8 protein-coding genes and 1 CRISPR repeat array are annotated in these 17,493 nt (G+C 31.2%); of the genes, 5 read left to right on the top strand and 3 right to left on the bottom strand.

Annotation, left to right across the window (positions count from 1 at the left end):
* Positions 1-4 precede the first annotated feature (4 nt).
* The 3 genes from MEVAN_RS01135 to MEVAN_RS01145 are packed head-to-tail and all read left to right on the top strand — an operon-like array spanning position 5 to position 4,765.
* Positions 5-2,878, top strand: a complete 2,874-nt coding sequence (locus tag MEVAN_RS01135; protein ID WP_011972033.1) for a chemotaxis protein CheA — start codon at positions 5-7, stop codon at positions 2,876-2,878.
* Positions 2,879-2,888: 10 nt separating this feature from the next.
* Complete coding sequence (locus tag MEVAN_RS01140) at positions 2,889-3,353, top strand: chemotaxis protein CheD (protein WP_011972034.1); 465 nt, start codon at positions 2,889-2,891, stop codon at positions 3,351-3,353.
* Between the two features lie 11 nt (positions 3,354-3,364).
* Positions 3,365-4,765 (top strand): methyl-accepting chemotaxis protein, encoded by a 1,401-nt coding sequence (locus MEVAN_RS01145; protein ID WP_011972035.1) that lies wholly within the window; start codon positions 3,365-3,367, stop codon positions 4,763-4,765.
* Between the two features lie 92 nt (positions 4,766-4,857).
* On the opposite strand, the gene MEVAN_RS01150 is transcribed toward MEVAN_RS01145, so the two are convergent.
* The 3 genes from MEVAN_RS01150 to MEVAN_RS01160 all read right to left on the bottom strand — a co-directional run bounded on the left by MEVAN_RS01150 (position 4,858) and on the right by MEVAN_RS01160 (position 7,249).
* Positions 4,858-5,187, bottom strand: coding sequence for a leucine-rich repeat protein (locus MEVAN_RS01150; RefSeq protein WP_011972036.1), 330 nt, complete (start codon positions 5,185-5,187; stop codon positions 4,858-4,860).
* Positions 5,188-5,353: 166 nt separating this feature from the next.
* Entirely contained in the window at positions 5,354-6,964 is a 1,611-nt protein-coding gene (gene groL / locus MEVAN_RS01155; protein ID WP_011972037.1) for a chaperonin GroEL, read from the bottom strand.
* Between the two features lie 18 nt (positions 6,965-6,982).
* Positions 6,983-7,249 carry a co-chaperone GroES gene (locus MEVAN_RS01160; RefSeq protein WP_011972038.1) on the bottom strand — a complete coding sequence of 89 codons (267 nt, stop codon included), beginning with the start codon at positions 7,247-7,249 and terminating at the stop codon, positions 6,983-6,985.
* A 375-nt stretch (positions 7,250-7,624) separates the two neighbouring features.
* Between MEVAN_RS01160 and MEVAN_RS08790 the strand changes: the two genes are divergently transcribed.
* Both MEVAN_RS08790 and MEVAN_RS08795 read left to right on the top strand, forming a co-directional pair.
* Complete coding sequence (locus MEVAN_RS08790; RefSeq protein WP_052290593.1) at positions 7,625-8,296, top strand: AlbA family DNA-binding domain-containing protein; 672 nt, start codon at positions 7,625-7,627, stop codon at positions 8,294-8,296.
* A complete protein-coding gene (locus MEVAN_RS08795) occupies positions 8,265-9,137 on the top strand; it encodes an ATP-binding protein (protein ID WP_052290592.1) in 873 nt (290 codons plus the stop codon). The genes MEVAN_RS08790 and MEVAN_RS08795 overlap by 32 nt, the downstream gene beginning before the upstream one ends.
* Before the next feature lie 879 nt (positions 9,138-10,016).
* A CRISPR array of direct repeats spans positions 10,017-17,384; the repeat unit is 37 nt; unit sequence GTTTCAATGCTTGTTCTAATGCATTATGCTCTTTTAC.
* The last annotated feature ends 109 nt before the right edge of the window (positions 17,385-17,493 follow it).

The raw sequence follows: 17,493 nt of genomic DNA on the forward strand, positions 1-17,493 counted from the left end.
CCTAATGGAAGATATGGAGCAGTATAAGGAACTATTCATGACTGAAGCCGAAGAGCACCTACAGTCATTGAATCAGAACATGGTTGAACTTGAAAATTCGCCAGAAAATGCGGAAGAAATTATCAATTTAATATTTAGGTCTGCACATACGCTAAAAGGTTCTGCAAGAACGCTTGGTTTTGAACATATTTCTTCATTAACACACCATATGGAAGATATTTTAGACTATATACGGGACGGCAGAATAAAGGTAAATCGTGAAATAGTGGATTTATTATTTAAATGCCTTGATGCTCTTGAAAAAATGGTTTCCGAAGTTAGTGAAGGGGAAAATACAACAGACGTTGATGTAGAAAGCCTTGTAACTTTAATAAAGTCCATTAAAAGTAAATATCTTTCAGGGGAATGTAATAGTAAAGATACAGTTAAATCCAAAACAGAAGTAACTCCTGATTTAAAATTAAATTTAGTTGAAAAAAAGGCTAAAGAACCAGTAACCCAAAATTTAACTACTAATGCATTAAAAAAATTACTTTTAAAAAACGAAGTAGATAAAGTAATAGTAAAACAAAAAACCGTTGAAAATATAGATAAACCTGAAAATTTAGACGAAATATTGTCCCAGATGCAAGAATCAGCTTCAACACTTCAAACAATACTTGATGCATTAGGATATGGAAAATTAAAAGATACTATAAAAAATATAGGTGAATTTTCAAAATCGATATTAAATGAAACGGTTAAATTAAACAGTCATTCGATGTCAATACTTAAATTAGCCCTTTTAACAATGGAAAAAACTGCAAAAGCAGTTGAAAAAGGAGAAGATGTTACTTTTGACTATGGAACATTAAACAATGATATTTTATGTATTTTAAATGGCGAATATAATGTTGAAATAGATACTGACGAAGAAATTACTCTTGACAGTACCATTTTTGATTTTGAAAGTATTTCAGATGAGATATTATCTGAACTTGATGAAAATAAAAAAATATACCACTTAAAGGCCAAAGTTTCAGATGACTGTATGTTAAAGGCAGTTCGATTAACAATGGTAGTTTCAAAAATAAGGCAGATTGGTTCAATACTTTTAGTACTCCCTCCTGAAAATGAAATTTTAAGTGGGGGGCATAATGAAATTGATGTTTTATATTCTACAGATTTTGAAAATCCAAATATTTCAAATGAAGTATGTGAAATGGATTATGTTGTATCTAAAGAGCTTCTTTTTGAAATAAATGAAAATAATGAATCCATTATTGATAATAATCCAGATATACGTGATAAATTCGAAAATGAGTTTAAAGAAAATATTGATGATAAAGAAAATATTGATGATAAAGAAAATATTGATGATAAAGAAAATATTGATGAAGAAATTAATTCAAAGTATAAAATAGAAATTAAAGTAGACCCTGAATGCATGTTAAAGGCAGTTCGAACATATATGGTAATTAAAGATTTAAAAACAAAAGGAACCGTTTTAAAAACAACCCCTTCTGAAGAACAGATTCAGACCGGAAATCTTGAAGGCGAAAGTGCTATAATATATTATAATAGCGATAGTTCTGAAGATGAAATACGGGAAATTATATTAAAGACTCCCGAAATAATTGATACATCAGTAGAAACTCTCGATTTTGACCATGAAGATAGCGTAGTAGAAATTAAAAGTTTAAAAATCGATTCAGAAAAGGAAAACCTTAAAAAACAGCAGCAAGCAGAAGCTGCTAAAAAATCCCAAACTGTACGGGTAAATATTGAAAAATTAGATAAATTAATGAATTTAGTTGGGGAAGTTGTAATAAATAGGGCAAACTTTACCCAAATTGCAACAAAATACGATTTAAAAGAGCTTCACAATGCTGTTGGCCGGCTAAATATGCTTGCAACCGAATTACAAGAAGAAGTAATGAGTATGAGAATGATTCCTGTTGGATTTGTATTTAACAGGTTTCCAAGAACCGTAAGAGATACTGCAAAAGCACTTGGAAAAGAAATTGATTTTGAAATTGAAGGCTCAGAAATTGAACTTGATAGAACCGTTTTAGATGAATTAGCAGAGCCATTAACGCACCTCATAAGAAATTCACTTGACCATGGAATAGAAACTTCTGAAGATAGAATAAAGTCTGGAAAATCTGAAAAAGGAATTTTAAAACTAATCGCAACAAGAGAACGAGATCGTGTAAATATCATAATAAAGGATGACGGAAAAGGCATAAATCCAGATTTCATGAGAAAGATTGTAGTTAAAAAAGGTCTTTATTCAAAAGAGGAAGCAGAAAAGTTAACCGATAATGAAGCCGTTAATGTAATATTCCTTCCAGGATTTAGCACTGCTGAAAAAGTTTCAGATGTTTCTGGAAGGGGCGTTGGAATGGACGTAGTACGGTCAAAAGTTGAATCATTGGGCGGTAGCGTATCAGTTAAATCTAAAGTTGGAGTAGGTACTGAAATAACGCTTCATTTGCCGTTAACAATGGCAATTATTCAGACATTACTTGTTAAATTAAATAGCCAGATATATGCCCTACCACTAACAAGTGTTCTTGATGTCGTATCTATTCAAAAAGACCAGATTAAAAATTTAGAGGGTCAAGAAGCTATAATTTATCGAGAACACCTCCTTCCAGTAATATGGTTAAAAGATGCACTAAATCAGTATGGAACATCGAGTTCAGAAGGTCTTTATGTTGTCGTAGTCGAGAAAAATAAGGATAAAATTGGAGTAATTCTTGATGAAGTAATTGGTAGGGACGAAATTGTTGTAAAGCCCTTAACAGGAATTTTAAAGAATGTTAACGGCCTTGCAGGGGCAACTATTCTTGGTGACGGAAAAGTAGCATTAATATTGGATTTAAACAACATTTAGGACGATAATTATGGTGTTAAAGGTAAAAATGGGGGATATTGGTGTTGGAAAAAGCCCTGACTCTATAGAAACCTTACTTGGATCCTGTGTTGCAATAATCCTTTATGATAGGGGTAAAAAAATTGGAGGCCTTGCACACATAATGCTTCCAAAATCAAGGGAGTCTGATAGTAAAAGCCCTGGAAAATATGCAGATACTGCAGTTCCAGAACTTTTAGAGAGACTAGTAAAATTAGGTGCAAGAAGAGATAAACTAGTTGCAAAAATTGCAGGTGGTGCTGCAATGTTTAAAGCTAATACAAATTCTATAGATGTAGGTAAAAAAAATATCGATGCATCAAAAGACGAATTAAAAAAAGTTGGTCTTAGAGTATCTTCTGAAGATACTGGTGGCGAATCTGGTAGAACGGTAGTACTATCATTAAAAGACGGAAATGTTACCATTAGGAAAGGTAATGAAGTTAAAAATATTTGAAGGTGATTAAAATGAGTGCAAAATATGTAATTCCACCGATGTTAATTTCCGCTATTTCAGCAATTATGGTGTTTATCGGTGCATATTTGACATATAATACGAGTAGTTTTAACACATTATATCTTTTAGGAGTTTTAGTTGTTTCAATAGTTATTTCAACAGTAATTGGGTATATTATCATTAAAAGTAATAGCTCTAAAGGATTATTGAGTTTATCGGAAGGTTCTTCAAAAGTTCTTGGTAAAAATTTAGGCAATTCAGAAGTTGAAGTATATTCTAATGTTTTAAAAGAACTTGAAAAGGCTAAAAAAGACAGTGACTTTTTAATACTATATAAAAAAGAAATTAAAAAAACTTTTTCAGAACTGCATGAAATTTTCAAAAGTTTAGAAAAAGGGGATTTTTCAGTTAGGGCTGACACAAATAGAAAACATAACGAATTACAACTTACTACAAATAAGGCTATTTTAAACGTTTCAAACATGATTGAAAGTTTAAATAGTAGAGTTATAACTCTAAACCATGAATTAAATAAAACAAAAGAAGAATTAACTAGGGCTGAAGAAACAGCTGAACAAGTTGCCGATGCTGCAGGTCAGGTTGCTACAGCAGCAGCTGATCAATCTGCAAAATTACAAGATATTTCTGATGAACTTGAGGATACTGCAAAAGTTGCAAATAATGTTTACGAAGCAGCAGGCGAAACCGTTACCGCTGCAAAAGAAATCAGTCAAAATTCTAACATGGGTGTAAAAAAAGTAGAAAATGCAATTTCAACAATGCAAGAAATCACAAAAGTAATTGAAAATTTAGGAAAAGCAATACAAGAACTTGGGGATGAATCTAAAAAAATCAACGAAGTTACAACATTAATTAAAGACGTTGCAGAACAAACTGGACTTTTAGCACTAAATGCTTCAATTGAAGCAGCAAGGGCGGGAGAAGCTGGAAAAGGTTTCGCAGTTGTTGCAAGTGAAATTAAGTCGTTAGCAGAAGAAATTAAAAAGTCTGTAAATGATATTAATATAACAATTAAAGGAATTAATAAAAAAATTGATACCACAATTGATTTAGGACTTTCTGGAAAAGATGAAGTTGATAAAGGAGTTATTGCAATAGATGAAGTAAATAGTGCATTTTCAAAAATTCGGGAAAGTGTTGAAAATGCAGCTTTAAAGATAAATGCAATAAAAGTAAATTCTGAAAAAGCTTCATCAAATGTTGAAAAGGCATTAAAAAACGCCCAAGACATTGCATCAATTTCAGAAGAATTCGCAGCAACCGCAGAAGAATTAACTGCTTCTGCTGAAGAACAAAGTAGGGTAATGACAGAGATAGATAACTCAGTTGATAAAATAACTTCTATTTCCAAAGAAATAGCTTTAGATGCCGTTAAATTTAAAATAAAATAATAATAATAATAATAATAATAATAATAATAATAATAATAATAAATATTTAATAGGTTTTTAAAATACTTGATTTTATTATTTCATATTATATACTAATCCCGCACTTTTTCCATTATTATTGAATATTTAATATTATTTTTAATTGCATAGTTTTTAGCATAGGAATTTTCATTACATTGAATTATTAAATTTGGATTACCTGAAAAAGCATATCTTCCAATGCTAGTTACTGAATTAGGAATAACTACACTCGTTAATTTGTTATTTTTAAAAGCATCATCCCCTATATTAATTACTGGTTTTCCATTGTATTCATTTGGAATAGATATATCTTTTAAAGTACCGTTATATTTTTTTAAAATATATCCTCTTTCAATTTCAGAAAATTCAAAATCATTTAAATTATTTACAACAGGTTTCAAATATCACATAAAACGTCTAAACTGTTAAAAATTCATATTAAATGAAGTAAAATATGCTGAGGGACTCTAAATTATATTTAAATGATATTTTGTCAGCAAATGCAAAAATAGAACTTTTTGTTTGAATTTATAATTAAAGAATAAAAAAATTAAATAAAATTTGAAATTACATCATCATTGGCATATTTGGAGTGTCTGATTCTTCTTTTTTTGGTTTATCCACAATTATTGCTTCCGTAGTCAATACTAATGCTGCAACTGATGCAGAATTTTGTAGTGCACTTCTTGTAACTTTTGCTGGATCTATTATTCCTGATTTAATCATATCCACATATTCTTCTTTTGCAGCATCAAATCCAATTCCTGATTCTGCATTTTTAACTTTTTCAACTACAATGCTTCCTTCTAATCCTGCGTTTTCAGCAATCTGTTTTAATGGCGCAGTTAGTGCTTTTTTAACAATATTTACACCAATCCTCTCTTCACCAGAAAGTTCGAATGATTCCATCTCTTTTAAAATTTCAATTAATACAGTTCCACCACCAGAAACGATTCCTTCTTCAATTGCTGCTTTTGTTGCATTTAATGCATCTTCTATTCGCAATTTCTTCTCTTTTAATTCAGTTTCAGTTGCTGAACCTACTTTTATAACTGCAACTCCGCCTGAAAGTTTTGCAAGCCTTTCTTTTAAAGAATCTTTTTCATATTCTGAGGTTGTTGATGATATTTGGGTTTTTATCTGGCTAATTCTTGAAGTAATGTCTTTTTCTTTTCCAATTCCTCCAATAATTAATGTATTGTCCTTTGTAACTTTGACTTTTTTTGCTGAACCTAAACTTGAAATATCAACTTTTTCAAGTTCCATTCCTTTATCTTTAGAAATTACCTGTGAACTAGTTAAAATTGCAATGTCTTCAAGGGCACCTATTCGCTTATCTCCAAAGTAAGGTGCTTTTACGCCCACAACATTTAATGTTCCTCTTAACTTATTAACCACAAGTGTTGTTAATACATCCCCTTCAATATCCTCCGCAATAATCAATAAGGGTCTTGAAGACCTTGCTGTTGCTTCTAAAACTGGTAAAATTTCTTTCATGTTTGAAATTTTTTTATCGGTTATCAAGATATATGGGTCATCCAATTCAGCAGTCATTCTCTCTGGATCAGTTACAAGGTATGAAGAAATGTATCCCTTATCAAACTGCATTCCTTCAACTACCTCAAGAGTAGTTTCAAGAGATTTTGCTTCTTCAACAGTTATAACCCCATTTTCCCCTACTTTTTCCATTGCTTTTGCAATTAAATTTCCGATTTCTTCATCCCCAGCAGAAATTGATGCAACTTGTGCAATTTCACTGTTTCCAGCTATTTTTTTAGATTTAGTTTCTAGAATGGACACTGCTTTTTTTGTTGCTTTTTCAATTCCTCTTTTAACAAATACCGGATTTGAACCAGCAGTTATCATTTTTAATCCTTCTTTTACCATTGCCTGTGCAAGAACTGTTGCAGTTGTTGTACCGTCACCTGCAACGTCATTTGCTTTGGTTGCAACTTCTTTTATGAGTTGAGCACCCATGTTTTCAAAAGGATCCTCTAATTCAATCTCTTTTGCTATTGTAACCCCATCGTTTGTAATAAGTGGGGAACCGTATGATTTTTCAATAACTACGTTTCTGCCCTTTGGTCCAAGGGTAACTTTTACAGTATTTGATAATACGTCCACACCGTTTTCCAATTTTTTTCTTGCTTCTTCATTAAATTTTATAATTTTAGCCATATTATCACCTTGACCAGATTATTCAATAAACGCTAAAACGTCTTCAATTTTTATTATAATGTATTTTTGGTTATCTTCATTGAATTCTGTTCCAGAATATTTTGAAAATACTATTTTTTGACCAATTTTAAAATCTTTTACTTTTTCACTATCTGAAACAGCAACTATTGTACCAATATTTGATTTTTCCTTCGAAGAGTTTGGAATAATAATTCCGCCTGCTGTCTTTTCTTCAATTTCTATGGGTTTTACCAATATTCTTTCACCGTATGGTTTCAATGCCATTTTTAAAAACCTCCTAGATATTGTCAAGTTTTCATATGTATTGATAATGAATATACTATATAAATTTTTCGGTTAATTAAATATGATTTATAATTTTAAATTTTGAGGATTTTAAAAATAAATAAATAAATAAATAAATAAATAAATACGGGATTTATTCAAAATTCAACTAAACAACCCCTCTTGAAAGATTAGATTAGAAATTAAAAAGGATTAATTAATCGAATATCCGAAAAGAGAGTAAATACTGCCAAATTCTTTAAATAAATTCGCTTTTTTACTATTAAATCGACATTAAAAGAAGACTTTTTATATATTCATTAAAATAATAGATTTTAAGATTTAATAAGGGGAATACTTTTGGGGACTTAAAAAATGCTGCCTATCCCAATATCTCAATTACTTGAAACTAATTTAATCGAAGAAGAACGGTTAGAATTAAAACGGGGATTTAATCCAGAGGATGTTATGCATACAATGTGTGCATTTGCAAATGATTTTAACAATTGGGGCGGCGGATATATTATAATCGGGATTCACGACAAAACAAAAGAAGTTATCGGAGTAAATCCTTCTGAAATTGATACTATTTTGAAAAAAATGATTGGTTTATCCAATAAAATCCATTATCCATATTTTCCAGTAGTAGAACCCATAATTTACAAAAATAAGACAGTATTGGTTATAGCCTGCCCTGGAGGTCCTGCAAGACCATATAAGGCACCAACAAGTCTCGGTAAAAATTCAGAATATAAATATTACATCAGGCGAAACTCATCAACTGTTATCGCAAAACATGAAGATGAAAAAGAATTAATTGGAATGTCTAATCAAATTCCATATGATGATCAGATAAACCATAAAGCGTCAATTAATGATTTAAATTTACATTTAATTAAACAATATTTAAAAGAAATAAATTCTAATCTTGATCCAGAAATTTTGAAATTTGAAGAGTTATGTAAAAGCCTAAATATCGTAGATGGGCCAAAAGAATATTTGAAACCAAAAAACATTGGTTTACTGCTTTTTTTCAACAAATCCTAAAAAATTCATCAAAACACCGTGGATTGAAGTTACTGTATTTTACGATGAAATTGGCGATAAATTTGATGAAGATGTGTTTGATGGAGATTTGGTTTCACAGATACGGCTTTCACTAAATTATATAAAAAGCATAGCAATTCGTGAAAGAGTTCAAAAAATCCCGGGAATCGCAGAATCAAAACGAATTTATTCTTATCCCTTTGAAGCAATTGAAGAAGCACTCGTAAACGCAGTATATCATAAAAGTTACGAAATCGATGCACCAATTGAAATTAGAATTGAAACGGATCGAATTGATATAATAAGTTATCCGGGACCACTTCCACCACTAAATAAATATAATCTTAATGATGATATTGTTATTTCTAAAAGGTATAGAAATAGGCGAATTGGTGACTTTTTAAAAGAATTTAAACTTACAGAAGGTAAAAATACAGGTTTTAGGAAGATAAGACATGCTTTAAAAAACAATGGATCCCCGGAACCTGAATTTATAACTGATGATGAAAGAACACAATTTATCGCCCGGCTAAGAATTCATCCAGAATTTATTGAGGATATAAAAAAGACCCAAGCTAAGACCCAAGTCAAGACCCAAGTCAAGACCCGGGCTGAAGATGAAATACTACTCGTAGTAAAAGATATTGAAATGTCGAGTTCGGAAATATTGTCTGAAATAGGGTTGAAGTCTAGAACTAAACGATTCAAACAGGCAATTTCAAATTTATTGGAAAATAACTTAATTGAATTAACAATTCCTGATAAAATAACAAGTTCAAAACAAAAATATCGAATTACTAAAAAAGGTTTAAAATTATTGAATGATCTATCAAATGGATAATTAATTTATAAATTTTCACAAGGAATAATCGTTTGAATTAAGGGCTCATTCAGTCTAAACTTAAAATTTAACTAAAATATATTTATAGTTTCAAAACAAGTCTATACTTGTACATAACTAGTGATATCCAGCATTCTGTCGGTAACCCGTAATCCGACTAATAAAATGCGGGCCGGATCTTTCTGTCGGTAACCCGTAATCCGACTAATAAAATGCGGGTCGGAGCTGGATATCACAACATATTTACTAATCAGGATAAATCATGATAGTATCAGAAAACTATTTTTATACCGTTAAAGACGAGTTTTTCACAGATTATAAAAATTTTCTAAATTGTCAGTTTATGGACAATAAATTAGAATGTAGGCCTTTTTACTATCCGTTGAAGATAAAAAAACAGGATTACCTTGGTTAATTCCGTTATCTACTAAAATCAAAACATATGAACCTAAGATAGAACGTTAAGTGGAAAAAAGAGGGTTTTGTGACGGATATCACATTATACGAAATAAAGATGGTTCAATATATAAAATAGGTGGTCAAGAGGGCGTTTTTTTAATTTTAAAAATGTTTCCCATAACAAAAAAATATTTGAAAGAAAACTATTATTTTAATACTGTTCCACAAAGACTCGTATCCGAGAATCATATCAAACTAATAGATAAAAAATGCAACATCGTAATGATTTTCCACCAACCAACTGTTTGCAAAATCTATAACAGCCAGTGATAAATCCTTAATATTCCATATTTTGTATTAATTGATAAGGAGTATGCCCTCTCTGTCCCAAATCGGTTCTTGAAGGATATTCCTTGTCTGAGGGCGAATCTTATCAATCTCTTTCACCATTTTTCTATTATACAGTACTTATCGGCTTACGAGTTTATGTCTGTTCTAATGCATTATGCTCTTTTACCCATTAAGGAAGTTGCACAGGCTGTCGACTCAATAGGTTTCAATGCTTGTTCTAATGCATTATGCTCTTTTACCCAATGAAGCAAGTACTAATGAGTCGTATTATACAAGTTTCAATGCTTGTTCTAATGCATTATGCTCTTTTACCTATCTAATATCCTATTATGTAATGGCTCGCACTCGTGTTTCAATGCTTGTTCTAATGCATTATGCTCTTTTACCAGAATCGTAAGTACCTAAATTTATAGTTCCATCAGTTTCAATGCTTGTTCTAATGCATTATGCTCTTTTACTGTTACGCCGTTTGCGGTTCCAAAATCAGATATTTGTTTCAATGCTTGTTCTAATGCATTATGCTCTTTTACTTCTATAGGTGTTCGTTGAAAGTTCCGTAATGTCTGGTTTCAATGCTTGTTCTAATGCATTATGCTCTTTTACTGTCTTTTTTTCCTTGTTTCAACTGAAAGAGATACGTTTCAATGCTTGTTCTAATGCATTATGCTCTTTTACTACAATTCAGAGAACTGGTGCTTCGGGTAAGATACCGTTTCAATGCTTGTTCTAATGCATTATGCTCTTTTACCTGGCCAGGCTTATGCTATGCATATGGAGAATATCCGAATGTTTCAATGCTTGTTCTAATGCATTATGCTCTTTTACTCCGACGATACCGGAAAAATCCAATGTATCGGCTTGTTTCAATGCTTGTTCTAATGCATTATGCTCTTTTACCTGGAAAACACCTACTGTTAATCCTGCAAGTATGAATGTTTCAATGCTTGTTCTAATGCATTATGCTCTTTTACTTCATTGTCAACTACTTCTGCGATTCCCAAATCAGGTTTCAATGCTTGTTCTAATGCATTATGCTCTTTTACTTTATTCTACCCCAACTATTACTATAACTAGCAGAGGTTTCAATGCTTGTTCTAATGCATTATGCTCTTTTACTACGTGATGTAGTACGTGTCTGCTGCAGCGATGAATAAGTTTCAATGCTTGTTCTAATGCATTATGCTCTTTTACTTGTTGATGCAATTCCTGCCATTGACGTTCCGTGTTTCAATGCTTGTTCTAATGCATTATGCTCTTTTACCTGCTCCAAGCATGATTACTGCTACTGCGATGATTGGGTTTCAATGCTTGTTCTAATGCATTATGCTCTTTTACGTTTCTATGTGTTGGGTTGTGCCATTGTTGTAATGGTTTCAATGCTTGTTCTAATGCATTATGCTCTTTTACACCGATAATGTTTTGTACTCCTTCAACATTTTCTCTATAGTTTCAATGCTTGTTCTAATGCATTATGCTCTTTTACTCCAGAATTGATAAACGGTATACATTAAAAACCATTAGTTTCAATGCTTGTTCTAATGCATTATGCTCTTTTACTCAATTCTTTGTCAAGATGAAATTAAAAGATTATTATACGTTTCAATGCTTGTTCTAATGCATTATGCTCTTTTACTATAGTTCTATTTTTAACACACTTTAAAAAGTGTGAGTTTCAATGCTTGTTCTAATGCATTATGCTCTTTTACTTGGAACCGGATTTTATAAATTATATGATATTAGTTTCAATGCTTGTTCTAATGCATTATGCTCTTTTACAGTTTCATCCATCTCTTTTTGGTATATTTTCATAATTATGTTTCAATGCTTGTTCTAATGCATTATGCTCTTTTACGTTCGATATGAGGGGAACCAATCTCAAGTGTGGGATGTGTTTCAATGCTTGTTCTAATGCATTATGCTCTTTTACTCTTAAAAGATAAAGGATATGATAAAAGGGATGATAGTTTCAATGCTTGTTCTAATGCATTATGCTCTTTTACAATCAGTAAATCAGTATCGAATATTAAGGGTTTTGGTTTCAATGCTTGTTCTAATGCATTATGCTCTTTTACTTTGTAGTTGCTATACTATCCCTCTGTTTTATTTCGTTTCAATGCTTGTTCTAATGCATTATGCTCTTTTACTCTGTCAATGTTTCTACTTCCGCTTTAAAATCAATAGTTTCAATGCTTGTTCTAATGCATTATGCTCTTTTACCATAAATTAATTTCTTCATTGGTTAGAATGCCCTCGTGTTTCAATGCTTGTTCTAATGCATTATGCTCTTTTACCAGTGAAAATCCATATGAATTGGCACAGTACTTCATGTTTCAATGCTTGTTCTAATGCATTATGCTCTTTTACTACTCCTTCAACATTCTCTCGATATAAGTCATCTTTGTTTCAATGCTTGTTCTAATGCATTATGCTCTTTTACGATACAGTCTTCACACATTGCACCACTTTCAAGTGTTGTGTTTCAATGCTTGTTCTAATGCATTATGCTCTTTTACACCACTCCAAAAAAGATAATGATTATTTGATAATTATGTTTCAATGCTTGTTCTAATGCATTATGCTCTTTTACAAATATCACATAGGAATAATTTTACCTCCGTAGCGATGTTTCAATGCTTGTTCTAATGCATTATGCTCTTTTACAGACGAAAGATCAGTTATTCAACTGATTTTCCACGCAGGTTTCAATGCTTGTTCTAATGCATTATGCTCTTTTACCCTTCATGTTTTTCCATTTCTTTTATTGTGAAGTGTTTCAATGCTTGTTCTAATGCATTATGCTCTTTTACTGAATCAACGTATCCTGTATCAATTTTGAGTTTAAGTTTCAATGCTTGTTCTAATGCATTATGCTCTTTTACAGTTAATTGCTGTAATTTAAACGAGTTTTTCCTTGTGTTTCAATGCTTGTTCTAATGCATTATGCTCTTTTACAAGAATAATGCAATGGCAAACATCACAGATGAGAAATGTTTCAATGCTTGTTCTAATGCATTATGCTCTTTTACATCGAATAGTAGTTTTTTTCCGAAGTACTCACTTGGGTTTCAATGCTTGTTCTAATGCATTATGCTCTTTTACAGTTCAAAAAGCAATGGCAAGAAAGAATTACAAAGCGTGTTTCAATGCTTGTTCTAATGCATTATGCTCTTTTACTCAGACAAACTATGCCTTAACTGTCTTTTTCAGACATGTTTCAATGCTTGTTCTAATGCATTATGCTCTTTTACCTGAACTTCTAGTTCTTGAAAATCTACATATTCGGAGTTTCAATGCTTGTTCTAATGCATTATGCTCTTTTACTTATCGGTTCAAAGTGTAACTGTTGAAGCAGGATAGTTTCAATGCTTGTTCTAATGCATTATGCTCTTTTACATGCCCCTTCAGTAATCTCGAATGCAAATCTTTCGACACGTTTCAATGCTTGTTCTAATGCATTATGCTCTTTTACATTTGGCCGTACTCAGTATATATAATATCTGAGTCGTGTTTCAATGCTTGTTCTAATGCATTATGCTCTTTTACCTATTTATGCAAAATAAAGATAAAAAGTTTAAAGCCATGTTTCAATGCTTGTTCTAATGCATTATGCTCTTTTACTTTTCATGTTGATCCCTCAATTAAAGTTTTCTTTATGTTTCAATGCTTGTTCTAATGCATTATGCTCTTTTACCTTAAAAGATAAAGGATATGATAAAAGGGACTACAGTTTCAATGCTTGTTCTAATGCATTATGCTCTTTTACTACTATTTAGTATCCCTTAAAAAACTAGTATCATATGACTGTTTCAATGCTTGTTCTAATGCATTATGCTCTTTTACAAATATTACAGAAGCTCAGCACATAGAATCCATATGTTTCAATGCTTGTTCTAATGCATTATGCTCTTTTACTACCAAGATATTATTTGCACAGTAGGTAACCGGAAAAGTTTCAATGCTTGTTCTAATGCATTATGCTCTTTTACTCTATATCTTTTGCTAAAATATTAATTTGATATGCTCGTTTCAATGCTTGTTCTAATGCATTATGCTCTTTTACAACAAACCTAGAGGGTGCAGACCTTAGGGGGGCTGACTGTTTCAATGCTTGTTCTAATGCATTATGCTCTTTTACTATTTTACAATTTATAATATGTGAATATTACTATAGTTTCAATGCTTGTTCTAATGCATTATGCTCTTTTACTTTTTCACAATTTAGCAATATTTATTAAAGTTTTCTTGTTTCAATGCTTGTTCTAATGCATTATGCTCTTTTACAGAAGAGGAGCTAGAGATGGTGACTCAACCGTTATTCTGTTTCAATGCTTGTTCTAATGCATTATGCTCTTTTACTTTACTTATTATTGATTGAAAGGGGGCGATAATGACGTTTCAATGCTTGTTCTAATGCATTATGCTCTTTTACCCTATTTTAATTGTAGTTAAAAAATCAATTAAAATGTTTCAATGCTTGTTCTAATGCATTATGCTCTTTTACAGATGTGGAAATGGTAGAAATTATTGAAGAAGAAGCGTTTCAATGCTTGTTCTAATGCATTATGCTCTTTTACCCAACTCGGCTGTTGCTTACTATGGGAAAAAAGTTAGTTTCAATGCTTGTTCTAATGCATTATGCTCTTTTACACGATAACGAGACTGTTGAAGTAGACCCAACTCTTGGTTTCAATGCTTGTTCTAATGCATTATGCTCTTTTACCTTTGTTCGATTGTTACAGGTCCATAGTTTTTTTTAGTTTCAATGCTTGTTCTAATGCATTATGCTCTTTTACAATTATTCACACGACATAATAGACCAATAATTTGTGTTTCAATGCTTGTTCTAATGCATTATGCTCTTTTACCTCAGATTTTTCAAATTTTTTCGAGGTATGGTATTATAGTTTCAATGCTTGTTCTAATGCATTATGCTCTTTTACAATCGATTATTCAGAACTAATACGTTCTCTATATAGTTTCAATGCTTGTTCTAATGCATTATGCTCTTTTACTCGTTGTTTGTGAGTTCTTGCATAATATAACACCTTGTTTCAATGCTTGTTCTAATGCATTATGCTCTTTTACTTTTGAATATGGTAAAAACATGTCTTAATTATGATGATAGTTTCAATGCTTGTTCTAATGCATTATGCTCTTTTACAAGATCACCGGGTCGGGACCCAGATTTATCTTAAGTTTCAATGCTTGTTCTAATGCATTATGCTCTTTTACATTTAACAAAAATAGTGAGAACATGAACGATATTGAGTTTCAATGCTTGTTCTAATGCATTATGCTCTTTTACTGATTCTAATTCACCATTATGTAAGCTACCGGATTCGTTTCAATGCTTGTTCTAATGCATTATGCTCTTTTACTCCAATTCCTGAAGGTCATGATCTGGATCAGGACTTGAGTTTCAATGCTTGTTCTAATGCATTATGCTCTTTTACTAGATCACTATGCTGGAAAAAAAGCAACTGAAATAATGTTTCAATGCTTGTTCTAATGCATTATGCTCTTTTACTTGAAAAAATACTTACTGAATTGTCGATTAATGGTGAAATGTTTCAATGCTTGTTCTAATGCATTATGCTCTTTTACACTGTAAGGAATTCTGATAAATTTATTCATTCCAGCAGTTTCAATGCTTGTTCTAATGCATTATGCTCTTTTACATCACTAATCTCGTCGACAACCACACATTTTAAGTTGTTTCAATGCTTGTTCTAATGCATTATGCTCTTTTACATTGACTCTTTTAATTTGATTTCAGGTGCTAAGTCAATACGGTTTCAATGCTTGTTCTAATGCATTATGCTCTTTTACTTCTATTATTGTTTTTTCGTCGTTAGGATTTCGTCTGTTTCAATGCTTGTTCTAATGCATTATGCTCTTTTACCCAAAATGTTTTTTTACGATATCTCTAATTGAGTTTCAATGCTTGTTCTAATGCATTATGCTCTTTTACCGCTTTTAATTTATATGGTGAAAACAATTTTAAATTGTTTCAATGCTTGTTCTAATGCATTATGCTCTTTTACATTATTTTATAATAATATATTATCTATTATACTAGTTTCAATGCTTGTTCTAATGCATTATGCTCTTTTACAAAAACAATTCGATAAAATACATTATGAAATAATAAGGTTTCAATGCTTGTTCTAATGCATTATGCTCTTTTACTACTAAAAGATAAAGGATATGATAAAAGGGATTACAGTTTCAATGCTTGTTCTAATGCATTATGCTCTTTTACATCACTTTTTTATTATTTCTATTTTCGATAGAATATTGTTTCAATGCTTGTTCTAATGCATTATGCTCTTTTACTACTACAAAGGATAGAAGACTATTATATAATTGAAGTTTCAATGCTTGTTCTAATGCATTATGCTCTTTTACAGTGAGAATACATAAAAACAATCAAAAAGAAGGGAGTTTCAATGCTTGTTCTAATGCATTATGCTCTTTTACTTCATTGTCAACTACTTCTGCGATTCCCAAATCAGGTTTCAATGCTTGTTCTAATGCATTATGCTCTTTTACTTTATTCTACCCCAACTATTACTATAACTAGCAGAGGTTTCAATGCTTGTTCTAATGCATTATGCTCTTTTACAGTGAGAATACATAAAAACAATCAAAAAGAAGGGAGTTTCAATGCTTGTTCTAATGCATTATGCTCTTTTACTTGTTGATGCAATTCCTGCCATTGACGTTCCGTGTTTCAATGCTTGTTCTAATGCATTATGCTCTTTTACCTGCTCCAAGCATGATTACTGCTACTGCGATGATTGGGTTTCAATGCTTGTTCTAATGCATTATGCTCTTTTACGTTGTATGTGATGCCTTCCCCTCCCGACTGAACGTGTTTCAATGCTTGTTCTAATGCATTATGCTCTTTTACCGATATATAATATTATATTATAATATCGGGTCAAAAGTTTCAATGCTTGTTCTAATGCATTATGCTCTTTTACTATCCTGTCTTTGTATTTCATTTGTTGAATTAATACGTTTCAATGCTTGTTCTAATGCATTATGCTCTTTTACTTTCAATTTTTGCATTTTCTTCAAGATAGTTAATGGTTTCAATGCTTGTTCTAATGCATTATGCTCTTTTACATTACTTACTATATATAGTTATCTACACTAAGTAGTTTCAATGCTTGTTCTAATGCATTATGCTCTTTTACGGCCGAAAAATTTAACTTTTAATAACTGCATATCTGTTTCAATGCTTGTTCTAATGCATTATGCTCTTTTACGAAACGATTGGAGTTAATATGTAAGATTTTGAGTATGTTTCAATGCTTGTTCTAATGCATTATGCTCTTTTACACAGGTAATCAAAAGTAATTTGGGGGCAACTGCGTTATACGTTTCAATGCTTGTTCTAATGCATTATGCTCTTTTACGACTATTTTTTTATAAAAGCATAACTATATATATGAGTTTCAATGCTTGTTCTAATGCATTATGCTCTTTTACAGATGATGTAAAATTCAAAGCATAATTTGCAATGTAACTTATTAAATTCCCACGTATAAATATGTTTCGAACCATTTTATCAACAAAAATTATTGATAAGTAATATACA

Origin of the sequence: Methanococcus vannielii SB, assembly GCF_000017165.1 — an archaeon.
GTDB classification, from domain to species: Archaea; AGJL01; Methanococci; order Methanococcales; family Methanococcaceae; genus Methanococcus; species Methanococcus vannielii.

Bases quoted from the DNA above. Each gene is read 5' to 3' on its own strand.
- MEVAN_RS01135 (WP_011972033.1), top strand. From the start codon at position 5: ATGGAAGATATGGAGCAGTATAAGGAACTATTCATGACTGAAGCCGAA.
- MEVAN_RS01140 (WP_011972034.1), top strand. From the start codon at position 2,889: ATGGTGTTAAAGGTAAAAATGGGGGATATTGGTGTTGGAAAAAGCCCT.
- MEVAN_RS01145 (WP_011972035.1), top strand. From the start codon at position 3,365: ATGAGTGCAAAATATGTAATTCCACCGATGTTAATTTCCGCTATTTCA.
- groL (WP_011972037.1), bottom strand. From the start codon at position 6,964: ATGGCTAAAATTATAAAATTTAATGAAGAAGCAAGAAAAAAATTGGAA.
- MEVAN_RS01160 (WP_011972038.1), bottom strand. From the start codon at position 7,249: ATGGCATTGAAACCATACGGTGAAAGAATATTGGTAAAACCCATAGAA.
- MEVAN_RS08790 (WP_052290593.1), top strand. From the start codon at position 7,625: ATGCTGCCTATCCCAATATCTCAATTACTTGAAACTAATTTAATCGAA.